9 protein-coding genes are annotated in these 21179 nt (G+C 55.3%); 5 read left to right on the top strand and 4 right to left on the bottom strand.

Annotation, left to right across the window (positions count from 1 at the left end; translation table 11 throughout):
* Positions 1 to 2: 2 nt before the first annotated feature.
* From HMPREF6485_RS03690 to HMPREF6485_RS03680, 3 genes are all read right to left on the bottom strand, one after another.
* Complete coding sequence (locus HMPREF6485_RS03690) at positions 3 to 4562, bottom strand: rhamnogalacturonan lyase family protein (protein ID WP_004344749.1); 4560 nt, start codon at positions 4560 to 4562, stop codon at positions 3 to 5.
* Between the two features lie 924 nt (positions 4563 to 5486).
* Complete coding sequence (locus tag HMPREF6485_RS03685) at positions 5487 to 7208, bottom strand: Na/Pi cotransporter family protein (protein WP_004344747.1); 1722 nt, start codon at positions 7206 to 7208, stop codon at positions 5487 to 5489.
* Positions 7209 to 7320: 112 nt separating this feature from the next.
* Positions 7321 to 9030 (bottom strand): Na/Pi cotransporter family protein, encoded by a 1710-nt coding sequence (locus HMPREF6485_RS03680; RefSeq protein WP_004344746.1) that lies wholly within the window; start codon positions 9028 to 9030, stop codon positions 7321 to 7323.
* Positions 9031 to 9110: 80 nt separating this feature from the next.
* Here HMPREF6485_RS03680 and HMPREF6485_RS03675 point away from each other — a divergent pair, with 80 nt between their 5' ends.
* The 3 genes from HMPREF6485_RS03675 to HMPREF6485_RS03665 all read left to right on the top strand — a co-directional run bounded on the left by HMPREF6485_RS03675 (position 9111) and on the right by HMPREF6485_RS03665 (position 13964).
* The gene (locus HMPREF6485_RS03675; protein ID WP_004343259.1) at positions 9111 to 10772 is read left to right on the top strand and encodes a nucleoside kinase; all 1662 of its coding nucleotides are present in this window, start codon (positions 9111 to 9113) and stop codon (positions 10770 to 10772) included.
* Positions 10773 to 11046: 274 nt separating this feature from the next.
* Positions 11047 to 12948 (top strand): 2-oxoacid:acceptor oxidoreductase subunit alpha, encoded by a 1902-nt coding sequence (locus HMPREF6485_RS03670; protein WP_004343261.1) that lies wholly within the window; start codon positions 11047 to 11049, stop codon positions 12946 to 12948.
* Positions 12949 to 12959: 11 nt separating this feature from the next.
* Positions 12960 to 13964 (top strand): 2-oxoacid:ferredoxin oxidoreductase subunit beta, encoded by a 1005-nt coding sequence (locus HMPREF6485_RS03665; protein WP_004343262.1) that lies wholly within the window; start codon positions 12960 to 12962, stop codon positions 13962 to 13964.
* A gap of 808 nt (positions 13965 to 14772) precedes the next feature.
* Here HMPREF6485_RS03665 and pckA read toward each other — a convergent pair.
* Entirely contained in the window at positions 14773 to 16386 is a 1614-nt protein-coding gene (gene pckA / locus HMPREF6485_RS03655; protein ID WP_004343265.1) for a phosphoenolpyruvate carboxykinase (ATP), read from the bottom strand.
* A gap of 443 nt (positions 16387 to 16829) precedes the next feature.
* On the opposite strand from pckA, the gene upp reads away from it, so the two are divergent.
* Together upp and HMPREF6485_RS03640 are read left to right on the top strand one after the other, a co-directional pair.
* Positions 16830 to 17489, top strand: coding sequence for a uracil phosphoribosyltransferase (gene upp, locus HMPREF6485_RS03650; protein ID WP_004343267.1), 660 nt, complete (start codon positions 16830 to 16832; stop codon positions 17487 to 17489).
* A 445-nt stretch (positions 17490 to 17934) separates the two neighbouring features.
* Positions 17935 to 21168, top strand: coding sequence for an alpha-amylase family glycosyl hydrolase (locus HMPREF6485_RS03640; RefSeq protein WP_004344740.1), 3234 nt, complete (start codon positions 17935 to 17937; stop codon positions 21166 to 21168).
* The last annotated feature ends 11 nt before the right edge of the window (positions 21169 to 21179 follow it).

The raw sequence follows: 21179 nt of genomic DNA, 5'->3' as shown, positions 1-21179 counted from the left end.
TCTTATCTGATTTGGATTTTCTTGGCTGTGCGTGCCTTTCCGTGGCTCATCACCACGAGATAGTGCCCTGCGGGCAGACCCATGCCGTGGATATAAGCCTCCACACGCCCCTTGGCGGTGGTGAATCGGGCGATGCCCTTGCCGTCGACGGTGTTGAGCGTGCAGTCCACCGGCTCGTCATCGGTAAGGTTTTCGATGCCCGCAGTGGCGGCCACGACTTTCAGCACGCCCGTAGTGACATTGCTTCCCGAGAGTCCAGACTTGTCCCAAGCCATGCCGGCAGGCAGCGAGGGAAGCGTCACGGTGGGGGCATCGGCCATCACACCGGCTGTCCAGAGCGTGAACTCGTCGCCGACAGCCGGTGTGTAGGCCTCATCGAGCACCACCTTGACCGTGCCTTTCAGCCCGAATGTTCCCTCCACCTTGATGCTGCCGTATTTCTCTTTGCGGTAGATCTTCAGTTCAGCCACCGACCCTTGCTGCATGTCAAGGTTGCCCTTGAAGGCCAATGTACCGTCGGTGATGCGCTTGGCCGCGATGCCCGGAGCAAGCGTTGCACCGGCCATGACCGTCACGTTCGGGTTGCCGCAACAGCCGTAGCCGCTCAGTCGGCCTCCACTCACGGTCATGTCGGCCGTCCCGGTCATCGTCGTCGTACCGTTGTTACGCAACACCAGTTCGCCTCCTTCCACCGTCAGCGTGCCCATCCCGGTCTGCGGCTGCATCAGCGTGAGCGTCCCCGGGCCCGTTTTGATGAGGTTGATGCCGTTGCCGATGGTTCCGCTAAACAGAGTGGCAGTATCTTTCATACCCACCAAGTAGGTGCCCGTGCCGCCGAGCACGCCTGCCCCGCTGAGGCCACCTATCTTCATGTTGCTGACAGCCGTGCCTTTTTCCTCCACCGTGTTCTTGAAGGTGCAACCCGCCATGATGCTCACCACGGCATTGGGCAGGCCCTTGGCATGGTAGAAGTTGAATGAAGACTTGCTGCCTTGGTAGGCATTCAGCGTACCGGCAAAGGCACTCCAGTCACCCTGCAGCGTGTTGCGGACAAACTGCGAGTGTACATCCAGCGTGCCCTCACCCGTGAGTTTGCCGGTATAGACACACCGCCCGTCAAGGTAGATGCTGCCCCTCTTTCCTGCCGGAACCACAAAATGCGTGTTGTCCGAGCTGTAGGAGTAGATGCTATTGCTGAACAGCAGTGTGCCCGTCGTGCCGTTGAAGACGACGGTGTCGCCCACAGCGTGGGCATCGGCCTCGTCAAACACCTTGCCGGCATTGATGTAGAAGCGCTTGATTTTGTTGCCACTGTAGAGAGAAAGCTGTCCTGCCCCCGTCTTGATGAGGTCGCCTGCACCCGTGATGGAAGCCTTGTGCATGGCAGCGGTGGCTCCGGCCGCCACGTTGATGGCACCACTTTTTGCCACAATAGGGTGGCTCATGCCTGTGGTCTTGGCAATGGACAGCGTACCGCCACCGTTGAGCCGGATGGCATTGTCCTTACCTCCCAGTGCTCCCCGTTCCACACCATCGGCATCGGCCAATGCCGACACTTCGAGCGTTCCACCGTTGATGTCCACCTGACCGATGAAGGTGTTGGTGTTGTTGAGCTTCACCTTGCCCGCTCCGCTCTTGCCGAGACTCGTGTTGCCGGCAATGGCCGCACCGCTAAACGTGAAGTGCTTTGTCTCATTCTCAAAGTTCACGCTGCGCGGATACACGTCGGCGGGAAGGTTGATATCTGTCTTCACGGCACTGTCGTCAAACGTCACGGCATCGCCAGAGACAAAGATGTTGTCTTCGCCCGTTGTTGTGGATGTGAAATTCTCGGTCGATGCGAGATCCCAGTTGCCGTTCACAGCACCTTTCCACGTCACGGCCGCCGGACTGCGCGTGTCACTCACCGTGAGCCACAGTTTGCCGTCGGCATAGGAGAGTTCGCCTTTCTGCGTGCCGAATCCCTCAATCACGATGTCGGCCGGGTCGCCCTCAATTCGTTCTATCTCCGCAATGGCATACTTGCCGGCCGGTATTTTCTCCGTTCCGGTGGCATAGTGGGGCACAATCTCCAATACGGGGGTGTTATAGGCAGGTCCGTTTTCCCACACCTTTTTCCCCAGTTTGAGCGTCTTGGCCTTCACGTGGTCGGCGGTTCCGTTGCTGAAGAGGTCGATCACCATGCGTGCCCCGTAGTTCATGATCAGCGAGTCGGTGGCGATGGTGCCAGCCTTGTCCTTACTTCCCGGGCAGAGCCGTGCTCCATAATCCATCTCGATGCCTTTCTTGAATACGCCTCCGTTCGAACAAAGGGAGGCAAAACGGTTAAGCCACAGCCGGCTGTTTTTCAGCGTACCGTCGAAGTCGAGGGTGCCGGCCCACACATCGGTAGGGCCCGTGTAGCGTTGTGTCACTTTCGGCAGCACCAGACGGCCGTCGCCCTGCTTCACGAGGCGCATGGCTCCGGCAAAGGCTCCGCCCGTCAGCCGGTGCGTGTAGGTGGTCGTTGTGATGTTGTCGTTGTCATCGTGTCCCTGCACCCAAGTCGGTGCATTGTCGAAGAAGATGTAAGGTGCGGCCCCGTCTTCCACGCTCACGGTCATGTCTGCCGTCTCGGCCATGAGCACCTGCTTGTCGGCCAGTGCCCCATTGACGGTGCCGCCATTGCCCACCTCGGTACGTCCCGTCATGGTGAGCGGAGGCGGAGCCTGCGTGATGCCCTCGGCCTTACCGAGGAAGTAGCTCGTGTGCGGCGGCTGGTTGTAGCCGCACATCTCCCATACCATGGCATTGCGGTACTGGTGGTCGTGCCACAACGTGTAGTTGCGGTATTCGGTGAGAGCCGTGGTGGTGTAGATGCGCAGTTTGCCATCGGTGGTGCGGAGGATGAGTTCTTCGCGCCAGTCGCCCATGATGTCACTCTGACTGGCCGGCGAACCCTTCGTACCGTTGTTGGTGCGACAGCCCTCGAAACGCTCGATGGGTGTCCAACTGCCATATTTCACCACGCGCGGTGCTCCGGTTTCGTAGTAGCCCTTGGCATTGAACCCCTCGTAGTTGAAAGTCTCCCGGAGCAAGTCGCCGTCCCAGTAGATGGCGAAACTCTGGTCGATGCCGGTCTTGGTGCCGTCGGCAAGCGGCTTGTTGGTCACGGAACTGATCACGTTGTCGTCGTGTGCCGACACGCCCTGCGCTCCGGGATAGCGGTCGGTGAAGTTGGCCATCATGGCCCGTCCGTCATCATTGGGACTCGTCGAGCGGTAGTATATCTTGCTCGTGGTGGCATCCCGGTAGTTGTTATTGGGCAAGTCTTCGTTGCACGCATAGATTTCCTGCCCGTGTATGAAGGGGTTGAAGTCGCTGCAGTGCTGTGCATCTCCGTGACCGAGACCCGTGGAGGAGAGTCCGTGCCCGTTGTCATCGATCACCATGGAGCCGTAGACGATCTCGTCACGACCGTCCCAGTCTACATCGGCGATGCCGTAGTTGTGGTAGCCCTGTCCGAACCAGATGCCCGACGACGGACTGTTCCATGTCCATCGGGTCGTCAGCGTATGCGTGGCCGGATCTACGTCGAAAGCCGCCATCTTGTGTTTGGTGTAGATACCGCGCGCAAGAAAGATGCTGGGTTTCCTGCCATCGAGGAACGGAGCACCGAAGAAGTATTTGCTGGAGCGGTGACCATAGGCGTCGCCCCAGTCGGTAGCCTTTCCGCGGGAGAGCGGATAGTCCATCACTTGGTAGGGCTTGCCCGTCTCGCCGTTGAGATAGAGCAGATATTCGGCCCCCGAGTTGGTGTAGGTCATGTTGGGCGTGTGCGAAATGGTGTTGCGGGTGTTCACCGCCGGGTTGCCGATGGTTTGGGTTGTTCCGTCGGCCATGTGTAGTACCATACCGTCGGCCCCCCGCAACACCACCTCGGCCCGGCCGTCACCGTCCCAGTCGTAGGCCACGATATTCACCTCCACACTCGTTCCGCTCACCATGTTGGGCCCGCAGTCTATCCACCACAGCCTCTTGCCGTTGAGCTTGTAGGCTTCCAGTATGTCGAAGTCGGTGCTTGTGATGGGATAAAGGGCGTTGGCATCGGCGATATTGCGCCGCTTGAGCAGCAGTTCCACCTCTCCGTCACCATCAAGGTCGGCCACACTCACATCGTTGGGCTCGTAGTGCGACGTGATGTCTGCCCCACCCTTGTTGGCATACACTTTCTCCGGTTCTATCTCCATGTAGTTGTGTGCCCAAGGCTTCACCGCCTTGCTTTTTTTCTCCGCCTTGCCCCTCACCACGGCCTCCACAGCATAGCTGCTGCCGGCCGTGCCTGCAGCGTCGGTGAAGTTTGACACCCGCAGTGGCGAGCTGTTGATTTTGGTACCGTCGCGATAGATGTTGTAGGTCACGTCGTAGTATTCCTCCCCGAGGATACGCCAACTGCAAAAAATACCTTTCCCCGTGTTCACGGCCACGAGTCCGCGGTCGAGTTTGTCCATCGCCCTCTGGGCATAACTCCCCATGCCGACAGTGCCTGCCAGCAAGGCTGTGAGTAATAGTTTTCGTTTCATTTGTGCTTCAGGTTTTTAGTCTGTGAGTGTTTTGCGCACAAATTTACGGAATTACCCGATAATCTCACCCCTTAATTTTGATATTGCCCCTTGTTTTTTTGATATGCGGAGATGAATAGTCTGCTTTTCACGGGTGTGCCGAAAACCATAAGCGTGCGCAGCTCCTATATGGGCCAAACTCGAAATCTTGCCGAAATATGCACGAGGTCCCGTAAAGTTCCGTCCATCATGGAGCGCATCAAGAAAATAAGCCGGGCCGCAACGGTGTTGTAGACGCTTTGTATCGGGCAGGCATAAAGTGCTACTCTAACAACCCGACAGTGCCCCTTGTTCAACCCCCCACCCCCCTAACTTAGGCGGCTTAAGCAGCCTTTGCCCCGCGAGGCACTCCCCTCCTTCGGAGGGGTCGGGGGAGGCCTCCCTATAGCACGAACTATTAAATCTTTCGAAAAAGCCTGACACGAGATTCTTCCACAGCCATTTGTCACGCCGGCTATATCCGCCTTGTCAGCCCAATTAGCCACATCGATTTTCTCACTAAGCCCAAACGACATTGCAAAAGGGCCACAGTCAGAAGCTCATTCGGGCCGAGCGAGAAGGCGAAAAAGGCCGTTTTGCAAAGCCTTTCGGCCCGAAAAAGCACCCTTTAGGGGGTTGGGGGGCTGTAGGTGGATTGGTAATCAAAAAAAGGGAAACGCCCTCGCGCTTCCCTTGCCAATGCAAAGATACGATAAAAATGGGGAAAATGCAAATTTGGAACAAAAGATGTTTACAGATAATCCGGCTTGCCGGCGGGAAGAAGGAGCGCGGCACAGGCCTTTCCAATGCGGAGAAACCTGTGCCGGGCGGCGAGTGTGAGGAGAGGCTTGCGCCTCCACGGGCCGGCTTCACCCCATCCGGCGGCCGGGCTGCCCGTCCCCGTCGCTACGCTTCCTGCATATCCTTCTGGCGCGTGTTCATGCGGGCCTCCACCACGTTGACCACATAGTCGCCCAGCTTCTCACACTCTTGAATGATGTCCATGTACATCGTGCCGATGCTGTAGGTGTACTCGTTATTCTCGATGGCATCAATGTTCTGTTTCCGCAGTTGGTTGCGGTAGTTGTTGATTTCGTTCTCGATGGTGAACGAGCGGTCCGGATTGAGCGTCTGCTTGTCGTGAGTGAACATGTAGTTCATCTCCGTCAGGGCCGTGTTGGTGAGCTCCATCATCTGGTGGATGTTCTCATACTGCCGGGAGGTGAAGTTTTCTGTGCCCTTCACCCGGCGGCTGATGGTGCGCGCCATGTTGAAACAGGAGTCGCCGATGCTCTCTATCTCGCTTATCTCGCGCAACATGGCGCGTATCTTGGCTTTGGTGTCATCGCTCAGATGGGCGTTGCTCACTTGGTCGAGATACTTGGCTATCTCTATCTCCATGTTGTCGGAGATGTCCTCATATTTGGCAATGCGCTCGTAGAGTTTGTCAAACTGGTCGCCGTTGTCGAGCCCCAGAAGTTCCTGCACCATGCCGAACATGCGCTGTATGCGCTCACCGAAGGAGGCCATCTCTTTTTGGGCCTCAAACACAGAGAGTTCCGGTGTCTTCATGATGCCGGCCTGAATGAAGCGCAAACGGAAATCTTCGTCTTCCTTCACGGGTTTGGGCTTGATGAGTGCGCACACCACTTTCTCAATGAGCGGGATGCACCAGATGAGTATGCCCGTGTTGGCCACGTTGAAACAGGTGTGGAAGGCTGCCAGCACGATGGGCAGCAGGTGGGCCTTCTCGGCAGTGGAGAGGGCGGTGTCGGTGGGATTGTAGCCCACAAGGCCGCACACAAAGTCGACGAACGGATAGAAAAGTATGAGCACCCACACCACGCCGAACACATTGAACACCAAGTGGGCCAGTGCCGCCCTCCGCGCTTGGGTGTTGGCTCCGAGTGCGGCCAGATTGGCCGTGGCGGTGGTGCCGATGTTCTCGCCCATCACCAGTGCGATGCCGAGATAGATGGGCAGCACACCCGTGGAGCAGAGCAGGATGGTGATGGCCATCACGGCAGCCGACGACTGCACGATGCACGTGATGAGCGTGCCAACGAGCAGGAAGATGATGATGGTGAGGTGGCTCCCTGTGTCGAACGAGGCGAAGAAGTGGATGGCATCGGGATTGTGCTCAAGGTCGAGTGCCTTGCCGGCATCGCTCAGCAGCACGAGCGAGAAAAAGAGGAAGGCGATGCCGAAGAGGAAGTCGCCGACGTAGCGCCGGCTCTTGCTGTAGATGAGGATGATGCCGATGAAGAAGGCCGGGAAGACAACCATCGTGAGGTCTACGTTGTAGCCGAGCGACATGATCCAGGCCGTGAGCGTGGTGCCGATATTGGCACCCATGATGACCGAGATGGCCTGGGCCAGCGTGAGCAGACCGGCATTGACGAAGCTGACCGTCATCACCGTGGTGGCCGACGACGACTGCACGGCACAGGTGATGAACGTGCCGGTGAACATGCCGGTGAAACGGTTGGTGGTCATCGCGCCCAGAATGTGGCGCAACTGCGATCCGGCCATCTTCTGCAACGCTTCGCTCATCACTTTCATGCCATAGATGAGCAAGGCCAGCGAACCGAGAATCTTCAGGAAAATCACGAGATAGTTTCCACTCATAAATCAGGGAATATTGGTGTAATGTATTGTAATGATGCTACAAAGATATAAAAAATCCCTTTCAATGTGTGTTGAAAGGGATTTTTATTTCATGCTTTGAAAGATAATGTATTTATGCCTCGTGCTGCCGGATGCCCATGCGGGCCTCCACCACGTTGACCACATAGTCGCCCAGCTTCTCGCACTCCTGTATGATGTCCATGTACATCGTGCCGATGGCGTAGGTGTATTCGTGATTGTTCACGTCGTTGATGTTTTGCGTCTTCAACTGGTTGCGGTAGTTGTTGATTTCGTTCTCGATGTTGAACGAGTGGTTGACATCCACGTCGCTCTTGTGCCCCACGAGGATGATGTTCATCTGCGAGAGGGAATTGTCGGTGAGTTCGAACATCTGATGGATATGCTCATACTGCTTGGCGGTGAAGTCTTCCTTGCCGTTTATCTTGCGGCTGATGGTGCGGGCGATGTTGTAGCAGGAGTCGCCGATACTCTCTATCTCGCTTATCTCGCGCAGCATGGCGCGTATCTTGGCCTTCGTCTCGTCGCTCAAGTGGGCATCGCTCACTTGGTCGAGATAGTTGGCTATCTCTATCTCCATGTTGTCGGAGATGCCCTCGTATTTCTCGATGCGCGAGAAGAGCTTCACAAACTTGTCGGGATTCTTCTCTCCCAGCAGCTCCCTCACCATGCCGAACATGCGCTGTATGCGCTCGGCAAAGGAGTGTATTTCCTTTTGGGCCTCGAGGACAGAGATTTCCGGCGTCTTCATGATGCCGGTCTGGATGAAGCGCAGGCGGAAGTCATCTTCATCGGCCTTCCTCTTGGGCTTGATGACATAACACACGATTTTCTCTATCTGCGGGATAAACCACACGAGGATGGCCGTATTGGTGAGGTTGAAGCACGTGTGGAAGGCCGCCAGCACAAACGAGAGCTTGGCCACGTTCTCCACAAAGTGGCTGTCGGTCTTTACCATCGTCTCGTCATAGCCCACGAAACCGCACACCATGTTGATGAAAGGCCGGAAAACGATGAGCACCCAAAGCACACCAAAGAGGTTGAAGAACATGTGGGCGAAAGCTGCCCTGCGGGCCTGTGTGTTGGCCGTCATAGCCGCTATGTTGGAGGTCACGGTGGTTCCGATGTTCTCACCCATCACCAGTGCGATGCCCTGATAGATGGGCAGCACGCCCGTGGAGCAGAGTATCATCGTGATGGCCATGATGGCGGCGGAGCTCTGCACGCACATCGTGAGCACCGACCCGATGAGCAGGAATATGATGGTGGTGAGGAAACTGTTGGGGTCGAACGAGGCGAAGAAATCGAGCACGGGCTGGGTGTGGGCCAAGTCCATGTCTATGCCGGTCTGCCGGAGCGTGCCCAAGCCGAGAAACATGAACGACACACCGAAGATGAAGTCGCCCGCAATCTTACGCTTCTTTGAATAAATGAGGATGATGGCAATGAAAAAGGCCGGCCACACGAAGTCGGTGATGTTGAAAGAAAAGCCCGCCGACATGATCCAGGCGGTGAGCGTGGTGCCGATGTTGGCACCCATGATGACGGAGATGGCCTGTGCCAGAGTCAGGAGGCCGGCGTTGACAAAGCTCACGGTCATCACTGTGGTGGCTGTGGACGACTGCACTGCGGCCGTGATGAACGTACCGGTGAGGATGCCCGTGAAGCGGTTGGTGGTCATGGCGCCGAGCACGTGGCGCAGTTGCGGCCCGGCCATCTTCTGCAGGCTGTCGCTCATTGACTTCATGCCGAACATCAGAAGGGCCAGAGAACCGATAAGTTTAAAAAAGATCCAAATCGACATATTTTAATTCAAATAGTGGGCTTAGGTCGATATTTCTTATTAACTTTGACACCGATGTTAAATTCAATGACACAACACAGATGAAACAAGTTATACAAATACGTTGCAAAAATAATAAAAAAACTCAAAAGATTGCTATCGGAAGCACACTTTCTGACGTTTTCCGCGAATTTAATCTGAAAATGGATTACGGCCCCATCAGCGCCAAAGTCAATAATAAGGTGGAGGGCATGCACTACCGGCTCTACCACTCCAAGGACGTGGAGTTTCAGGACATGTACACAGCTTCGGCCTCACGCAACTACACACGCACGCTTTTCTTCGTGCTTTCCAAAGCCGTACACGACATCTACCGTCACTCGGAAGTGGTCATCGACATACCCGTCTCCAACGGTTATTTCGTGAATCTCGACATCGGCCATGCCGTGGGGCTTCAGGATGTGGACAACATACGCCGGCGTATGCAGGAGATCATCGATGCCGGGATACCCATCCGGCGCTTTGAAGTGCCCACGGAGGAGGCCATACGCATGTTCCGCGAGAAGGGGGCAGACAGCAAAGTGAAACTTCTGGAGAGCATAGGTTCGCTCTACACCACCTACTATCAGATAGACGACTACCTCGACTACTACTACGGTTCGTTGCTCACCAACACCTCGCAGCTCTATCTCTTCGGCTTGGAAAAATATTACGACGGTATGCTGCTGCGCATCCCGTCGCTCAAAAATCCCGGTGTGCTGGGCGAAATGACCCGGCAGGACAAGATGTTTGAGATATTCAAGGAGCATCACCGCTGGCAAGACATCATGGGCATACGCACCGTGGGAGACTTCAACGAAGCTGTACACGGCGGCCACGCCACCGACCTCATCAACGTGTCGGAGGCCTTGCAGGAGAAAAAGATAGCGAAGATAGCCGACGAGATAGCCAACCGCAAGGGTGTGAAGCTGGTGTTGCTGGCCGGCCCTTCATCGTCGGGGAAGACCACTACTTGCAAGCGGCTCTCCATCCAACTGCTGGCCAACGGGCTCAAACCGTTGCAGATTTCACTCGATGACTATTTCGTGGATCGGCATCACACGCCCAAAGACGAGTCGGGCGAACTCGACTACGAGAGCATCTACGCCCTCAACCTGCCGCTCATCAACGAACAGTTCAGTGCCCTTTTCCGCGGAGAGGAGGTGGAGTTGCCCAAATACAACTTCCAGACGGGCATGAGCGAGCGCAGCGGAAAGCGACTGAGGATGGACGAAAACAATGTGCTCGTGGTGGAAGGCATACACGCGCTCAATCCCGAACTGACGGCCTTGATTCCCGAACAGCAGAAGTTCCGCGTCTATGCCTCGGCCTTGACGACCATCCTTCTCGACACCCACAACTACATTCCCACCACCGACAACCGGCTGTTGCGCCGCATCATCCGCGACTATAAGTATCGCGGAGTCAACGCCCGCGACACCATCCGCCGCTGGCCCAGCGTGAGGGCGGGCGAGAACAAGTGGATATTCCCCTATCAGGAGAATGCCGATGCGATGTTCAACACAGCCATGCTCTTCGAGTTTGCCGTCATCCGGCCCCAAGCCGAACCGCTGTTGCAGCAGGTGCCCGAGAACTGTGAGGAACATGCCGAGGCCTACCGCCTGCTCAAGTTCCTCCGCTACTTCTCGCCGGTGTCCAATGATGACATTCCCCCGACCAGCCTCCTGCGCGAGTTTCTGGGCGGAAGCTCATTCAAATATTGACCACAACGCTGCCGGTATCCCTCTCGGCAGTATCGGTTCTTTCATGGGGCGGGTGGGCTTCGAGCCTGTCCGCCCCATGCGTTTGGGTGACGATTCCTCCTCCCCGTCAATCCCCTTCCATTCCTCCGGCAGCTAAGGGAGATTCGGAGGCCTACTCATCCTCTTCCATGTTTTTGTATTATTTACAGAAAAAACAAGTGTAAATATTTTGTTTTCTCAATAATAATTCCCACCTTTGCCATCATGAAAACAACACTCTAATACAGGGAACATTATGGCAGAACAAATTGAAGTAAAAGAATTGGACCAGGTAGTCGTGCGCTTCTCGGGCGACTCGGGCGACGGTATGCAGTTGGCGGGCAACATCTTCACCACCGTGTCTGCAACCGTGGGCAATGGCATTTCCACATTTCCTGACTATCCGGCCGACATCCGGGCACCGCAAGGGTCGCTCACGGGGGTAAGCGGCTTTCAGGTACACATCGGAGGTGAGAAGGTGCTCACGCCGGGCGACCAATGCGATGTGCTTGTAGCAATGAACCCGGCTGCGCTCAAGACGCAGCTCAAGTATGCCAAACCGCAGGCCACCATCATCATCGACACCGACGACTTCAACCATTCCAACCTACGGAAGGCCGAGTTTGCAACCGACGACTACCTCGGAGAGCTCGGCATCGACCCCGACTGTGTGGTGGACTGTCCCATCACCACAATGGTGAAAGAGTGCCTCAAGGATTCGGGCATGGACAACAAGTCGATTCTCAAGTGCCGCAACATGTTTGCGCTGGGCATCGTCTGCTGGCTGTTCAACCGCGACCGCAAACTCATCGCCAATTTCTTGGAGAAGAAGTTTGCCAAGAAGCCCCATCTGGCGGTCAACAATATCAAGGTGGTGGAGGCCGGCTACGACTATGCCGGCAACACCCATGCCTCCGTACCGGCCACCTACCGCATCGAGAGTAAGCACAAGACGAAGGGCCGCTATATGGACATCACCGGCAACAAGGCCACGGCCTACGGCTTGATAGCGGCCGCCGAGAAAGCCGGTTTGCAGCTTTTCCTGGGTTCCTATCCCATCACTCCGGCCACAGATATCCTCCACGAACTGGCCAAACACAAGTCGTGCGGCGTGATCACCGTGCAGTGTGAGGATGAGATTTCGGCCTGTGCCAGTGCCGTGGGGGCCTCTTTTGCAGGAGCTCTTGCCGCCACATCGACCTCCGGGCCGGGCATTTGCCTGAAGTCGGAGACCATCAATCTGGCCGTCATCGACGAATTGCCGCTGGTGGTCATCGACGTGCAGCGCGGCGGTCCGTCCACCGGACTGCCCACCAAGGCCGAACAGACCGACCTCTTGCAAGTGCTCTACGGGCGCAACGGCGAGAGTCCCATGCCCGTGATAGCCGCCACGAGCCCTACCAACTGCTTCGAGTCGGCCTACATGGCGGCCAAGATGGCACTGGAACATCTCACGCCGGTGACGCTGCTCACCGACGCTTTCATCGCCAATGGGTCGGGGGCATGGCGCTTGCCCACGATGGACGAACTGCCGGAGATACATCCCCACTACGCTCCCGAGTCGCAGAAGTTCAATTACACGCCCTACCGGCGCGACAAGGAAAGCCGGGTGCGCTATTGGGCCATCCCCGGACAGGAGGGCTATGAGCACATCCTCGGCGGATTGGAGAAAGACGGCGAGACCGGGGCCATATCCACCGAACCTGAGAATCACGACCTGATGGACCGTCTGCGCTTCGAGAAAGTGGCGAAGATTCCCGTGCCCGACCTTGAGGTGGAGGGCGATGCCGACGACGCGGAACTGCTCATCGTGGGCTTCGGGAGCACTTATGGGCATCTCTATTCGGCCATGGAAGAACTCCGTGGCAGGGGGTATAAGGTGGCTTTGGCACAGTTCCAATACATCAATCCGCTGCCTGCCAACACAGCCGAAGTGCTGCTGCGCTACAAGAAGGCGGTGGTGGCGGAGCAAAACCTGGGGCAGTTGGCCGCGCTCCTGCGCATACGCATCAACGGTTTTGCACCCTATCAGTACAATCAGGTGAAAGGGCAGCCTTTCATGGTGAGCGAACTCGTAGGCGGCTTCGAGCGGGTCATCAAGACCGACGAGGCGGCTAATGCAGGCAAGACCTTCAACGAACGAATCATCAAACTTTAAATCTTCCGGTTATGACACAATACACAGCACAAGATTATAAGAAGGGACAGCCGCGCTGGTGTCCCGGTTGTGGTGACCATTTCTTCCTCTCCTATCTCCATAAGGCTATGGCCGAACTGGGTGTGCCGCCCTACGAGACGGCTGTGATTTCGGGTATTGGCTGTTCCAGCCGACTGCCTTACTACGTGAATACCTACGCCATGCAGACCATTCACGGACGGGCCGCGGCTGTGGCCACGGGACTCAAGGTGGTCAACCCGAAACTCACGGTGTGGCAGGTGAGTGGCGATGGCGACGGATTGGCCATCGGTGGCAACCACTTCATCCATGCCATGCGCCGCAATATCGACCTCAACATGATATTGCTCAACAACCGCATCTACGGTCTCACCAAAGGACAGTACTCCCCGACCTCGCCGCGCGGCTTCGTCTCCAAGTCGAGCCCCTACGGCACGGTGGAAGACCCGTTCCGTCCGGCAGAGCTCTGCTTCGGTGCCCGCGGGCGATTCTTTGCCCGTTCGGTGGCCAGCGACGGGGGCGAGACGGTGAACATCCTCAAGGCGGCCTACCGCCACAAGGGGGCGGCCGTGTGTGAAATATTGCAGCATTGCGTCATTTTCAACAACGGCACCTACGAATCCGTCTACACCAAGGAGGGCCGGAAGCGCAACGCCATCTACGTGAGGCAGGGCCAACCGCTGGTGTTTGGCGAAAACAATGAGTATGGACTGATGCAGGAGGGCTTCGGACTGAAAGTGGTGAAAATCGGAGAAAACGGCGTAACTTTAGACGACATCCTCATCCACGATGCCCATTGTGAGGACAATACCTTGCAGCTCAAGCTCGCCATGATGGACAATGAACGGGGCTTCCCCGTGGCTTTGGGTGTGATACGCGACGTGGAGGCCCCCACCTACGACGAGTGTGTGAACAGCCAGATAGAGGAAGTGAGCGAGCAGAAGAAATACCACAACTTCATGGAACTGCTCGAAACCAACGATATTTGGGAAATTTAGGCGAGATGTTAAGAGCCTCCCCAACCTCCTAAAGGGGGCTAAGGCTACTTATACTCTGACGATATCTCTTGTTCAGACCCCCAACCCCCTAACTTAGGGGGCTTAAGCTACCTATGTCCCGACAATATCTCTTGTTCAGACCCCCAACCCCCTAACTTAGGGGGCTTAAGCTACCAATATCCCTTGTTCAGACCCCCAACCCCCTAACTTAGGGGGCTCAAGCTACCTATGTCCCGCGAGGCCCTCCCCTCCTTCGGAGGGGCTGGGGGAGGCCTATAGTCATTTCTATTAAATATTTCGAAAAAGCCTTACACGCCTTTTTGTTGTATTCCCCCGTTTGCCTGTTTTCATCCGCCTTATCAGCCCGATTAGCCCCATCGATTTTCTTACTAAGCTCGAACGACATTGCAAAAGGGCCACAGTTGAAAGCTCATTCAGCCCGAACGAACTTCCAACTGTGGCCCTTTTACACAACCGTTTGGGCCGAATGGCCTCCTAAATCAGGATGGCGAAGCCCCCTTTAGGAGCTTGGGGGACCGTTGGTGGATTGGTAATCAAAAAAAGGGAAACACCCGCGTGCTTCCCTTGCTCATGCAAAGATAACAAGGAAATGATGAGAAACCAAACGCAATAGGAAAAAAGCGAACAAAGATAGAGCCCATACGCACTTGTCGCCAACGTGTGTAGGCAGGATGATTTGTATGGAAGTACGAAAAAATCCCGTTTCTTCTTGCAAAGAAACGGGATTGGAATATATTGGCATCAAGCCTCCGGCATGGAGCCGGAAGACCGATGCTGCATATACAGTTTAGAGCTGCGGACCGGCTGCTACGAGAGCCTTACCGGCTTCGTTGCCTTCATACTTCTTAAAGTTCTTGATGAAGCGGGCAGCCAGATCCTTGGCTTTCTCATCCCACTGGGCGGCATTGGCGTAAGTGTCGCGCGGATCGAGAATCTCGGTAGCCACACCTTCGAGCTTCGTGGGAACCACAAAGTTGAAGTAAGGAATGGTCTTCGTGGGAGCTGCATCGATGGAGTGGTTGAGGATAGCGTCGATGATGCCACGGGTATCGCGGATAGAGATGCGCTTGCCTGTGCCGTTCCAACCGGTATTCACGAGGTAGGCCTTGGCACCGCTCTTTTTCATCTTCTTCACCAGTTCCTCAGCATACTTGGTGGGGTGAAGCTCCAAGAAAGCCTGACCGAAGCAAGCGGAGAATGTGGGAGTGGGCTCGGTGATGCCACGCTCGGTGCCGGCCAACTTGGCGGTGAAGCCGGAGAGGAAGTAGTACTTGGTCTGCTCGGCGTTCAGAATGGACACGGGAGGCAGCACACCGAAAGCATCGGCACTCAGGAAGATAACCTGCTTGGCGGCAGGACCCTGAGAAGCGGGACGCTGGATATTCTTGATGTGGTAGATGGGGTAAGACACGCGAGTGTTCTCGGTGACGCTCTTGTCGGCGAAATCAATCTTGCCGTCCTTGTCAACGGTCACGTTCTCGAGCAGTGCATCGCGGGTGATGGCACCGTAGATGTCGGGTTCGGCCTCCTTGTCAAGGTTGATCACCTTGGCATAGCAGCCACCTTCGTAGTTGAACACACCCGTATCGTCCCATCCATGCTCGTCGTCACCGATGAGCTTACGCTTCGGGTCGGTAGAGAGAGTGGTCTTGCCGGTGCCGGAGAGACCGAAGAAGATGGCGGTGTTTTCACCGTTCATGTCGGTGTTGGCAGAACAGTGCATGGAAGCCATGCCCTTCAGCGGCAGGAAGTAGTTCATCATGGAGAACATACCCTTCTTCATTTCACCGCCATACCAAGTGTTGATGATCACCTGCTCCTTGCTGGTCACGTTGAACACAACGGCTGTCTCCGAGTGCAGACCCAGTTCTTTCCAGTTCTCAACCTTGGCCTTGGAAGCGTTGTAAACGATGAAGTCGGGCTCCTGATCGAAGTCGGCTTCGCTCTGGGGACGGATGAACATGTTGGTCACAAAGTGAGCCTGCCAGGCCACTTCAACGATGAAGCGCACCTTCATGCGGGTGTCCTTGTGTGTGCCGCAGAAACCGTCGACCACAAACAGGCGCTTGTTTGAAAGTTCCTTCTTGGCAATTTCCTTCACGGCAGCCCAAGCTTCCTTGGTGGCGCGGTGGTTGTCGTTCTTGTATTCGTCGGAAGTCCACCACACGGTGTCGTGGGAGTTCTCATCGTCGACGATGAACTTGTCTTTAGGAGAACGGCCGGTGTAGATGCCGGTCATTACGTTGATGGCGCCAAGCTCTGTTTCCTGGCCCTTTTCATAACCTACGAGACCTTCCTTGGTCTCCTCGTTGAACAACACTTCGTAAGAAGGATTGTAGAGAACTTCGGTCGTACCTGTGATGCCGTACTTCTCTAAGACTGACTTGTCAAACTTTGCCATTGTGTTTAATGTATTTAGTTGTGAATAAACTCCGATGCCAAGGGCGGTGGCCCCATGCCTCTTACAGGAGGAGTTTTTACCTTAAAAACCGACCGCAAAGTTAGTGAAAAAGCAGAAAACTGACAACTTTCAGGGCCCAAAATTGGGCATCATGTCATCTTTTTAGGTTAAAGAATTTAAAATTTCAAGCCCTGTCCGGCTATTTGACATTTAGAGTTTGCAATTTATCCATCATCTGCTTTTCATGCGGAAACGATGCCGAAAAACGACAGGCAGATGCCCGCCATCGGCATAGATAAAGGCTTGAAAGTCAGCAGATAGCACACTTACACCCCTTATGTGCAGTTTTCGCAAAAAGAAAGAGGCCGACAAACATAATTATACCGTTGATTATCACAATTCAGAATAAAATTGTACCTTTGCAGTCAAAACTGAAGCAAAGTATGAAAATCATCAACTTGAGTGAGCAGAACTCAATCATCGGCCAGTATATGGCCGAAATGAGAGACGTTGAGTATCAGAAAAACCGATTGTTATTTCGCAACAACATCACCCGCATCGGCGAGTTTGAAGCCTTTGAAATTTCCAAGACACTCGACTATGAGACCGTGGATGTCACCACCCCGCTGGGTGTGGCGCAGGTGAACGTGCCCACCGACAAGATCGTGTTGGCCACCATCTTTCGCGCCGGACTGCCTTTCCACGAGGGCTTCCTCAACATTTTCGACCATGCCGGCAATGCTTTCGTTTCGGCCTATCGCGAATATACCGATGCCGAGCACCACAAGGTGGGCATCCATGTGGAGTATCTCGCTACACCGAGCATCGACGGCAAAAACCTCATCATCGCCGACCCGATGCTGGCCACGGGCGGTTCGATGGAGCTGGGTTACAAGGCATTCCTCACCAAGGGCACCCCGAAGCGCATCCACGTGTGCAGCGTGATAGCCACTCCCGAGGGCATCGAACACATCAAGAATGCCTTCCCTGAAGACAAGACCACCATTTGGTGCGCAGCCATCGACCCGGGCATGAACGAGCACAAATACATCGTGCCGGGCTTCGGCGATGCCGGCGACCTCTGCTACGGCGGCAAACTGTAAACGGCTCCCACATCATCACATACGGCTCTTGGAAACATCCGCATTCCGCTTGTTTCCAAGAGCCGTATTTCCTTTTCTTTTCCAAGCATCTGACCTTCTCGTCCACCCCCCATATAATTAAGGTTATTCCATTCCTTATACTCTTTGTTGGGGCGAAAAAGCATTCAGGTAGCCCCACAAAGAGAGCCGTCATGTTATTTCAACAAGGCTGAAAAGGGAGCAGACCGGAGGAAGATTCGTCTTTTCGGAATGCAAACGTTTACGCAAAATTTAAGCTCTTTTGTTTGCATTTTAGGGCATTTATTAACTCTTTGCTGCTTACTTTTGCAAATATCATTTCTAATAACATTCTGGCATAAGGTGTCCATGAGCACGTTTCGGAGCCTCATTTTCATCCATGAAAAAAAACTTTTCACCTGCCTAAAACCGATAAACAATTACCATAATGAAACAGAAACTCCTATGGTTGGCAGTCCTCCTGTTGAGCGGCATCATCTCAATCGAGGCCGACGGCTATACCGACAATTTCACCGGAGGGCGCACCGACTTCCGTGATGAGACCATCTACTTCATGATGACCACCCGTTTCTACGACGGCGATCCGAGTAACAATGTGCTGTGTTGGGACAACCAGCAGGAACAAATCAAGACCGGCGATCCCTGCTGGCGTGGAGATTTCAAAGGTATCATCAATAAACTCGACTACATCAAGGCCCTCGGCTTCACGGCCATTTGGATTACCCCCGTGGTGCAAAACGCTTCGGGCTACGACTATCACGGCTATCACGCCATGGATTTCTCGAAGGTGGACAGCCGCTATGAGAGCCGGGATGTGAACTTCCAGACGCTCATCGACAAGGCACATGCCAAGGGCATCAAAATCATCCTCGACATCGTGCTCAACCATACAGGCAATTTTGGCGAGAGTTATCTCTGCCCTGAATTTACCCGCAACCCCGACATCCGCAATCAAGCGAGCCTCGAAGCGTGCATGACACCCAACACCGGCCTTCTCGGGGCAGACTATCCATCGCTGGCTCCGAGTGCGCAGTATCAACGACGGTTGGCCATGATGAAGAACACCGACGGCAAAAACCATGACAAGAACAACTATTGGCACCACTTCGGCAACTTCAACTGGGACAACGAAACACGCTGGTGGGCACAGATTGCGGGCGACTGCGTGGACTTGAATACGGAAAATCCAAAGATCTACAACTATCTGGTGAAGTGCTATGGCGAATTCATCAAGATGGGAGTCGACGGCTTCCGCATCGACACCTCCGGCCATATAGCCCGCCTGACATTCAACAGGGCCTTCATTCCCGCCTTTCAGAAACTCGGCGAACAGTATGCCTCCAAACGCCTGAACGGCGCGCCGTTCTATATGTTCGGCGAGGTGTGCGCCCGCTTCGGCAGTGTCGTCTATCGCGACCAGGCCGCCCTGTCACCTTTCTTCTACACGTGGGAAAGTCCGTCGAAGTATGCTTGGAGCGAGGATGAGGGCGAATGGACGGACAAGGAATATCCCGTGTCGGAAGGACTGCACTTCAGCAACACCAACATGGCGGCCTGCGAAGCCGAATATGCCGACTACAACACCGGCAAAACAGATGAGTTCAGCTCCGACAATGCCTTTCTCCGCGGCAACGACTACCACGCGCCCGACTACTCCGGTGCCTCGGGATTCAACGTGATAGACTTTCCCATGCACTACAATTTCAGCAATGCCGGCAGCGCAGTGGGCATCGCCAAGAGCGGTGACAACCTCTACAACGATGCCACTTGGAACGTGGTCTACGTCGATTCCCACGACTACGGTCCGCAGCCCAGTGACCAGATACGCTTCAACGGCGGCACGGCGCAGTGGGCGGAAAACCTCAGTCTGATGTTCACTTTCCGCGGTATTCCTTGCATTTACTACGGGTCGGAGGTGGAATTCCGGGCCGGACAAAAGATAGACAACGGCCCCAACGGACCGCTTAGCGAGACCGGGCGTGCCTATTTCGGAGGCTATCTCACGGGCGATGTAACCGCTTCCGACTTCGGAGAATACGCGGCTTCGGGCAATGTTGCTGCCACACTCAACCAAGACTTGGCCCAACACCTGCGCCGTCTCAATCTCATCCGCAAGGCCGTGCCGGCCCTGCGCAAAGGTCAGTACAGCTGGGAGGGATGCTCCTCCAATGGCGGTTACGCCTTCAAGCGGCGCTACACAGGTGGCAGAGTGGACAGCTACGCCCTCGTGGCCCTCAACGCCGGGGCCACATTCACGGGTGTGCTCAACGGCACCTACACCGATGTCGTGACGGGCAACACCATCCACGTGACGGGCGGCACACTCTCCACGGGCAGCTTCTCCGGCCAGGGCAACATGCGCATCTACGTGCTCAACGGTCCGGGAAAGATCGGTGAAGACGGCCGGTTCCTCTATGGCGGCACGCCGGTGAGCAAAGCCTCGCAGACATCCTACGACGGCAAGCAGGAGGCCGGCACCGACCGGTATATCACGGCCGATGATGTCGTGAAAGCAGCAGCCGTGGTTCTCTCGCCGGCCGGTGGCACTTTCAAGACCGAGACGGCTACCATCACGGCTTCGCTCAACGCTACCGCCACCGGAGGCTGGTATCGGATAGGCACCGGCAGCAAGATGAGCATCTCCTCACCGGGCACTTTCACCATCGGCAGCGACATGGCTTTCGGTGACGAAGTGACCGTGACATGGGGAGCAACGGGGGCCGACGGAGTGGAGCACACAGGCTCGGCCACTTATAAGAAGGTGGATCCCCAAGCGGCTATCACCATCTATGTGAAAGCCAACACGGCCCCTAACCTCTATGCTTGGACAGTGGCAAGCGGCAAAACTACCGAACTCAATGGCGGCTGGCCGGGCAAAACGATGACACAGACGGTCACCATCGCCGGACAGCAGTTCTACACCCACTCGTTCTCCGATGTGGAGAGCCTCAATGTGATCTTCAACAACGGTTCTGCCAAGACGGCCGACATCACCGGCATCACAACCGACACCTACTTTATATACGACGGAGGTACAAGTTGTGAGAAGACCACCAAACCCACAGAGGAAACGCCAACCGACTGCATAAGCATCACCATGCCCGGCGACTACACCACTTATTGCTGCGACAAAGACTTGAAGTTGGGCGGCATTTCAGGTCTGAAAGCCTTTGTAGTGTCGGGTTATAGAAAAATAAACGGCACGCTGCAGATGGTTCTGACAAAGGCGGAGGATGCCACGGCCGGCACCGGCCTCATCTTGAAGGGGACAGCCGGGACTACCTACCGGATTCCTTACGCCACTGCCGAATACACCTATGGCAATTATCTCGTGGGATGTACAAGCCCACAGACCATCTACTCCACAGACGGTATCTGCCACAATTATGTGCTTGTCAAAGCCAATGGGCATTATACTTTTGCCAAAGTGGCAAACAGCCGTGCTCTCCCGGCGGGCAAGGCATACCTCCGGCTCCCGGCAACACTTATTCCGGCAGGAGCCAAATATATCGACTTCGTGGAAGAACAGAACACGACCGGTATCGACGAAATCACTTCGGCAAAGGATGACGGCTATTACTACACGCTCTCCGGAGTGCGTGTGGACAAGCCCGCCAAAGGTGTTTACATCAGGAATGGGAAGAAATATATCTTCAAATAAAATCCTCAGTA

Source organism: Segatella buccae ATCC 33574, assembly GCF_000184945.1.
GTDB classification, from domain to species: Bacteria; Bacteroidota; Bacteroidia; order Bacteroidales; family Bacteroidaceae; genus Prevotella; species Prevotella buccae.
This window is presented reverse-complemented; position numbering and strand designations above follow the sequence as displayed.

Excerpts from the sequence above, each read along its gene's own strand:
- HMPREF6485_RS03670 (WP_004343261.1), top strand. The coding sequence starts at position 11,047 with ATGGCAGAACAAATTGAAGTAAAAGAATTGGACCAGGTAGTCGTGCGC.
- upp (WP_004343267.1), top strand. The coding sequence starts at position 16,830 with ATGAAAATCATCAACTTGAGTGAGCAGAACTCAATCATCGGCCAGTAT.
- HMPREF6485_RS03690 (WP_004344749.1), bottom strand. The coding sequence starts at position 4,562 with ATGAAACGAAAACTATTACTCACAGCCTTGCTGGCAGGCACTGTCGGC.
- pckA (WP_004343265.1), bottom strand. The coding sequence starts at position 16,386 with ATGGCAAAGTTTGACAAGTCAGTCTTAGAGAAGTACGGCATCACAGGT.
- HMPREF6485_RS03685 (WP_004344747.1), bottom strand. The coding sequence starts at position 7,208 with ATGAGTGGAAACTATCTCGTGATTTTCCTGAAGATTCTCGGTTCGCTG.
- HMPREF6485_RS03665 (WP_004343262.1), top strand. The coding sequence starts at position 12,960 with ATGACACAATACACAGCACAAGATTATAAGAAGGGACAGCCGCGCTGG.
- HMPREF6485_RS03675 (WP_004343259.1), top strand. The coding sequence starts at position 9,111 with ATGAAACAAGTTATACAAATACGTTGCAAAAATAATAAAAAAACTCAA.
- HMPREF6485_RS03640 (WP_004344740.1), top strand. The coding sequence starts at position 17,935 with ATGAAACAGAAACTCCTATGGTTGGCAGTCCTCCTGTTGAGCGGCATC.
- HMPREF6485_RS03680 (WP_004344746.1), bottom strand. The coding sequence starts at position 9,030 with ATGTCGATTTGGATCTTTTTTAAACTTATCGGTTCTCTGGCCCTTCTG.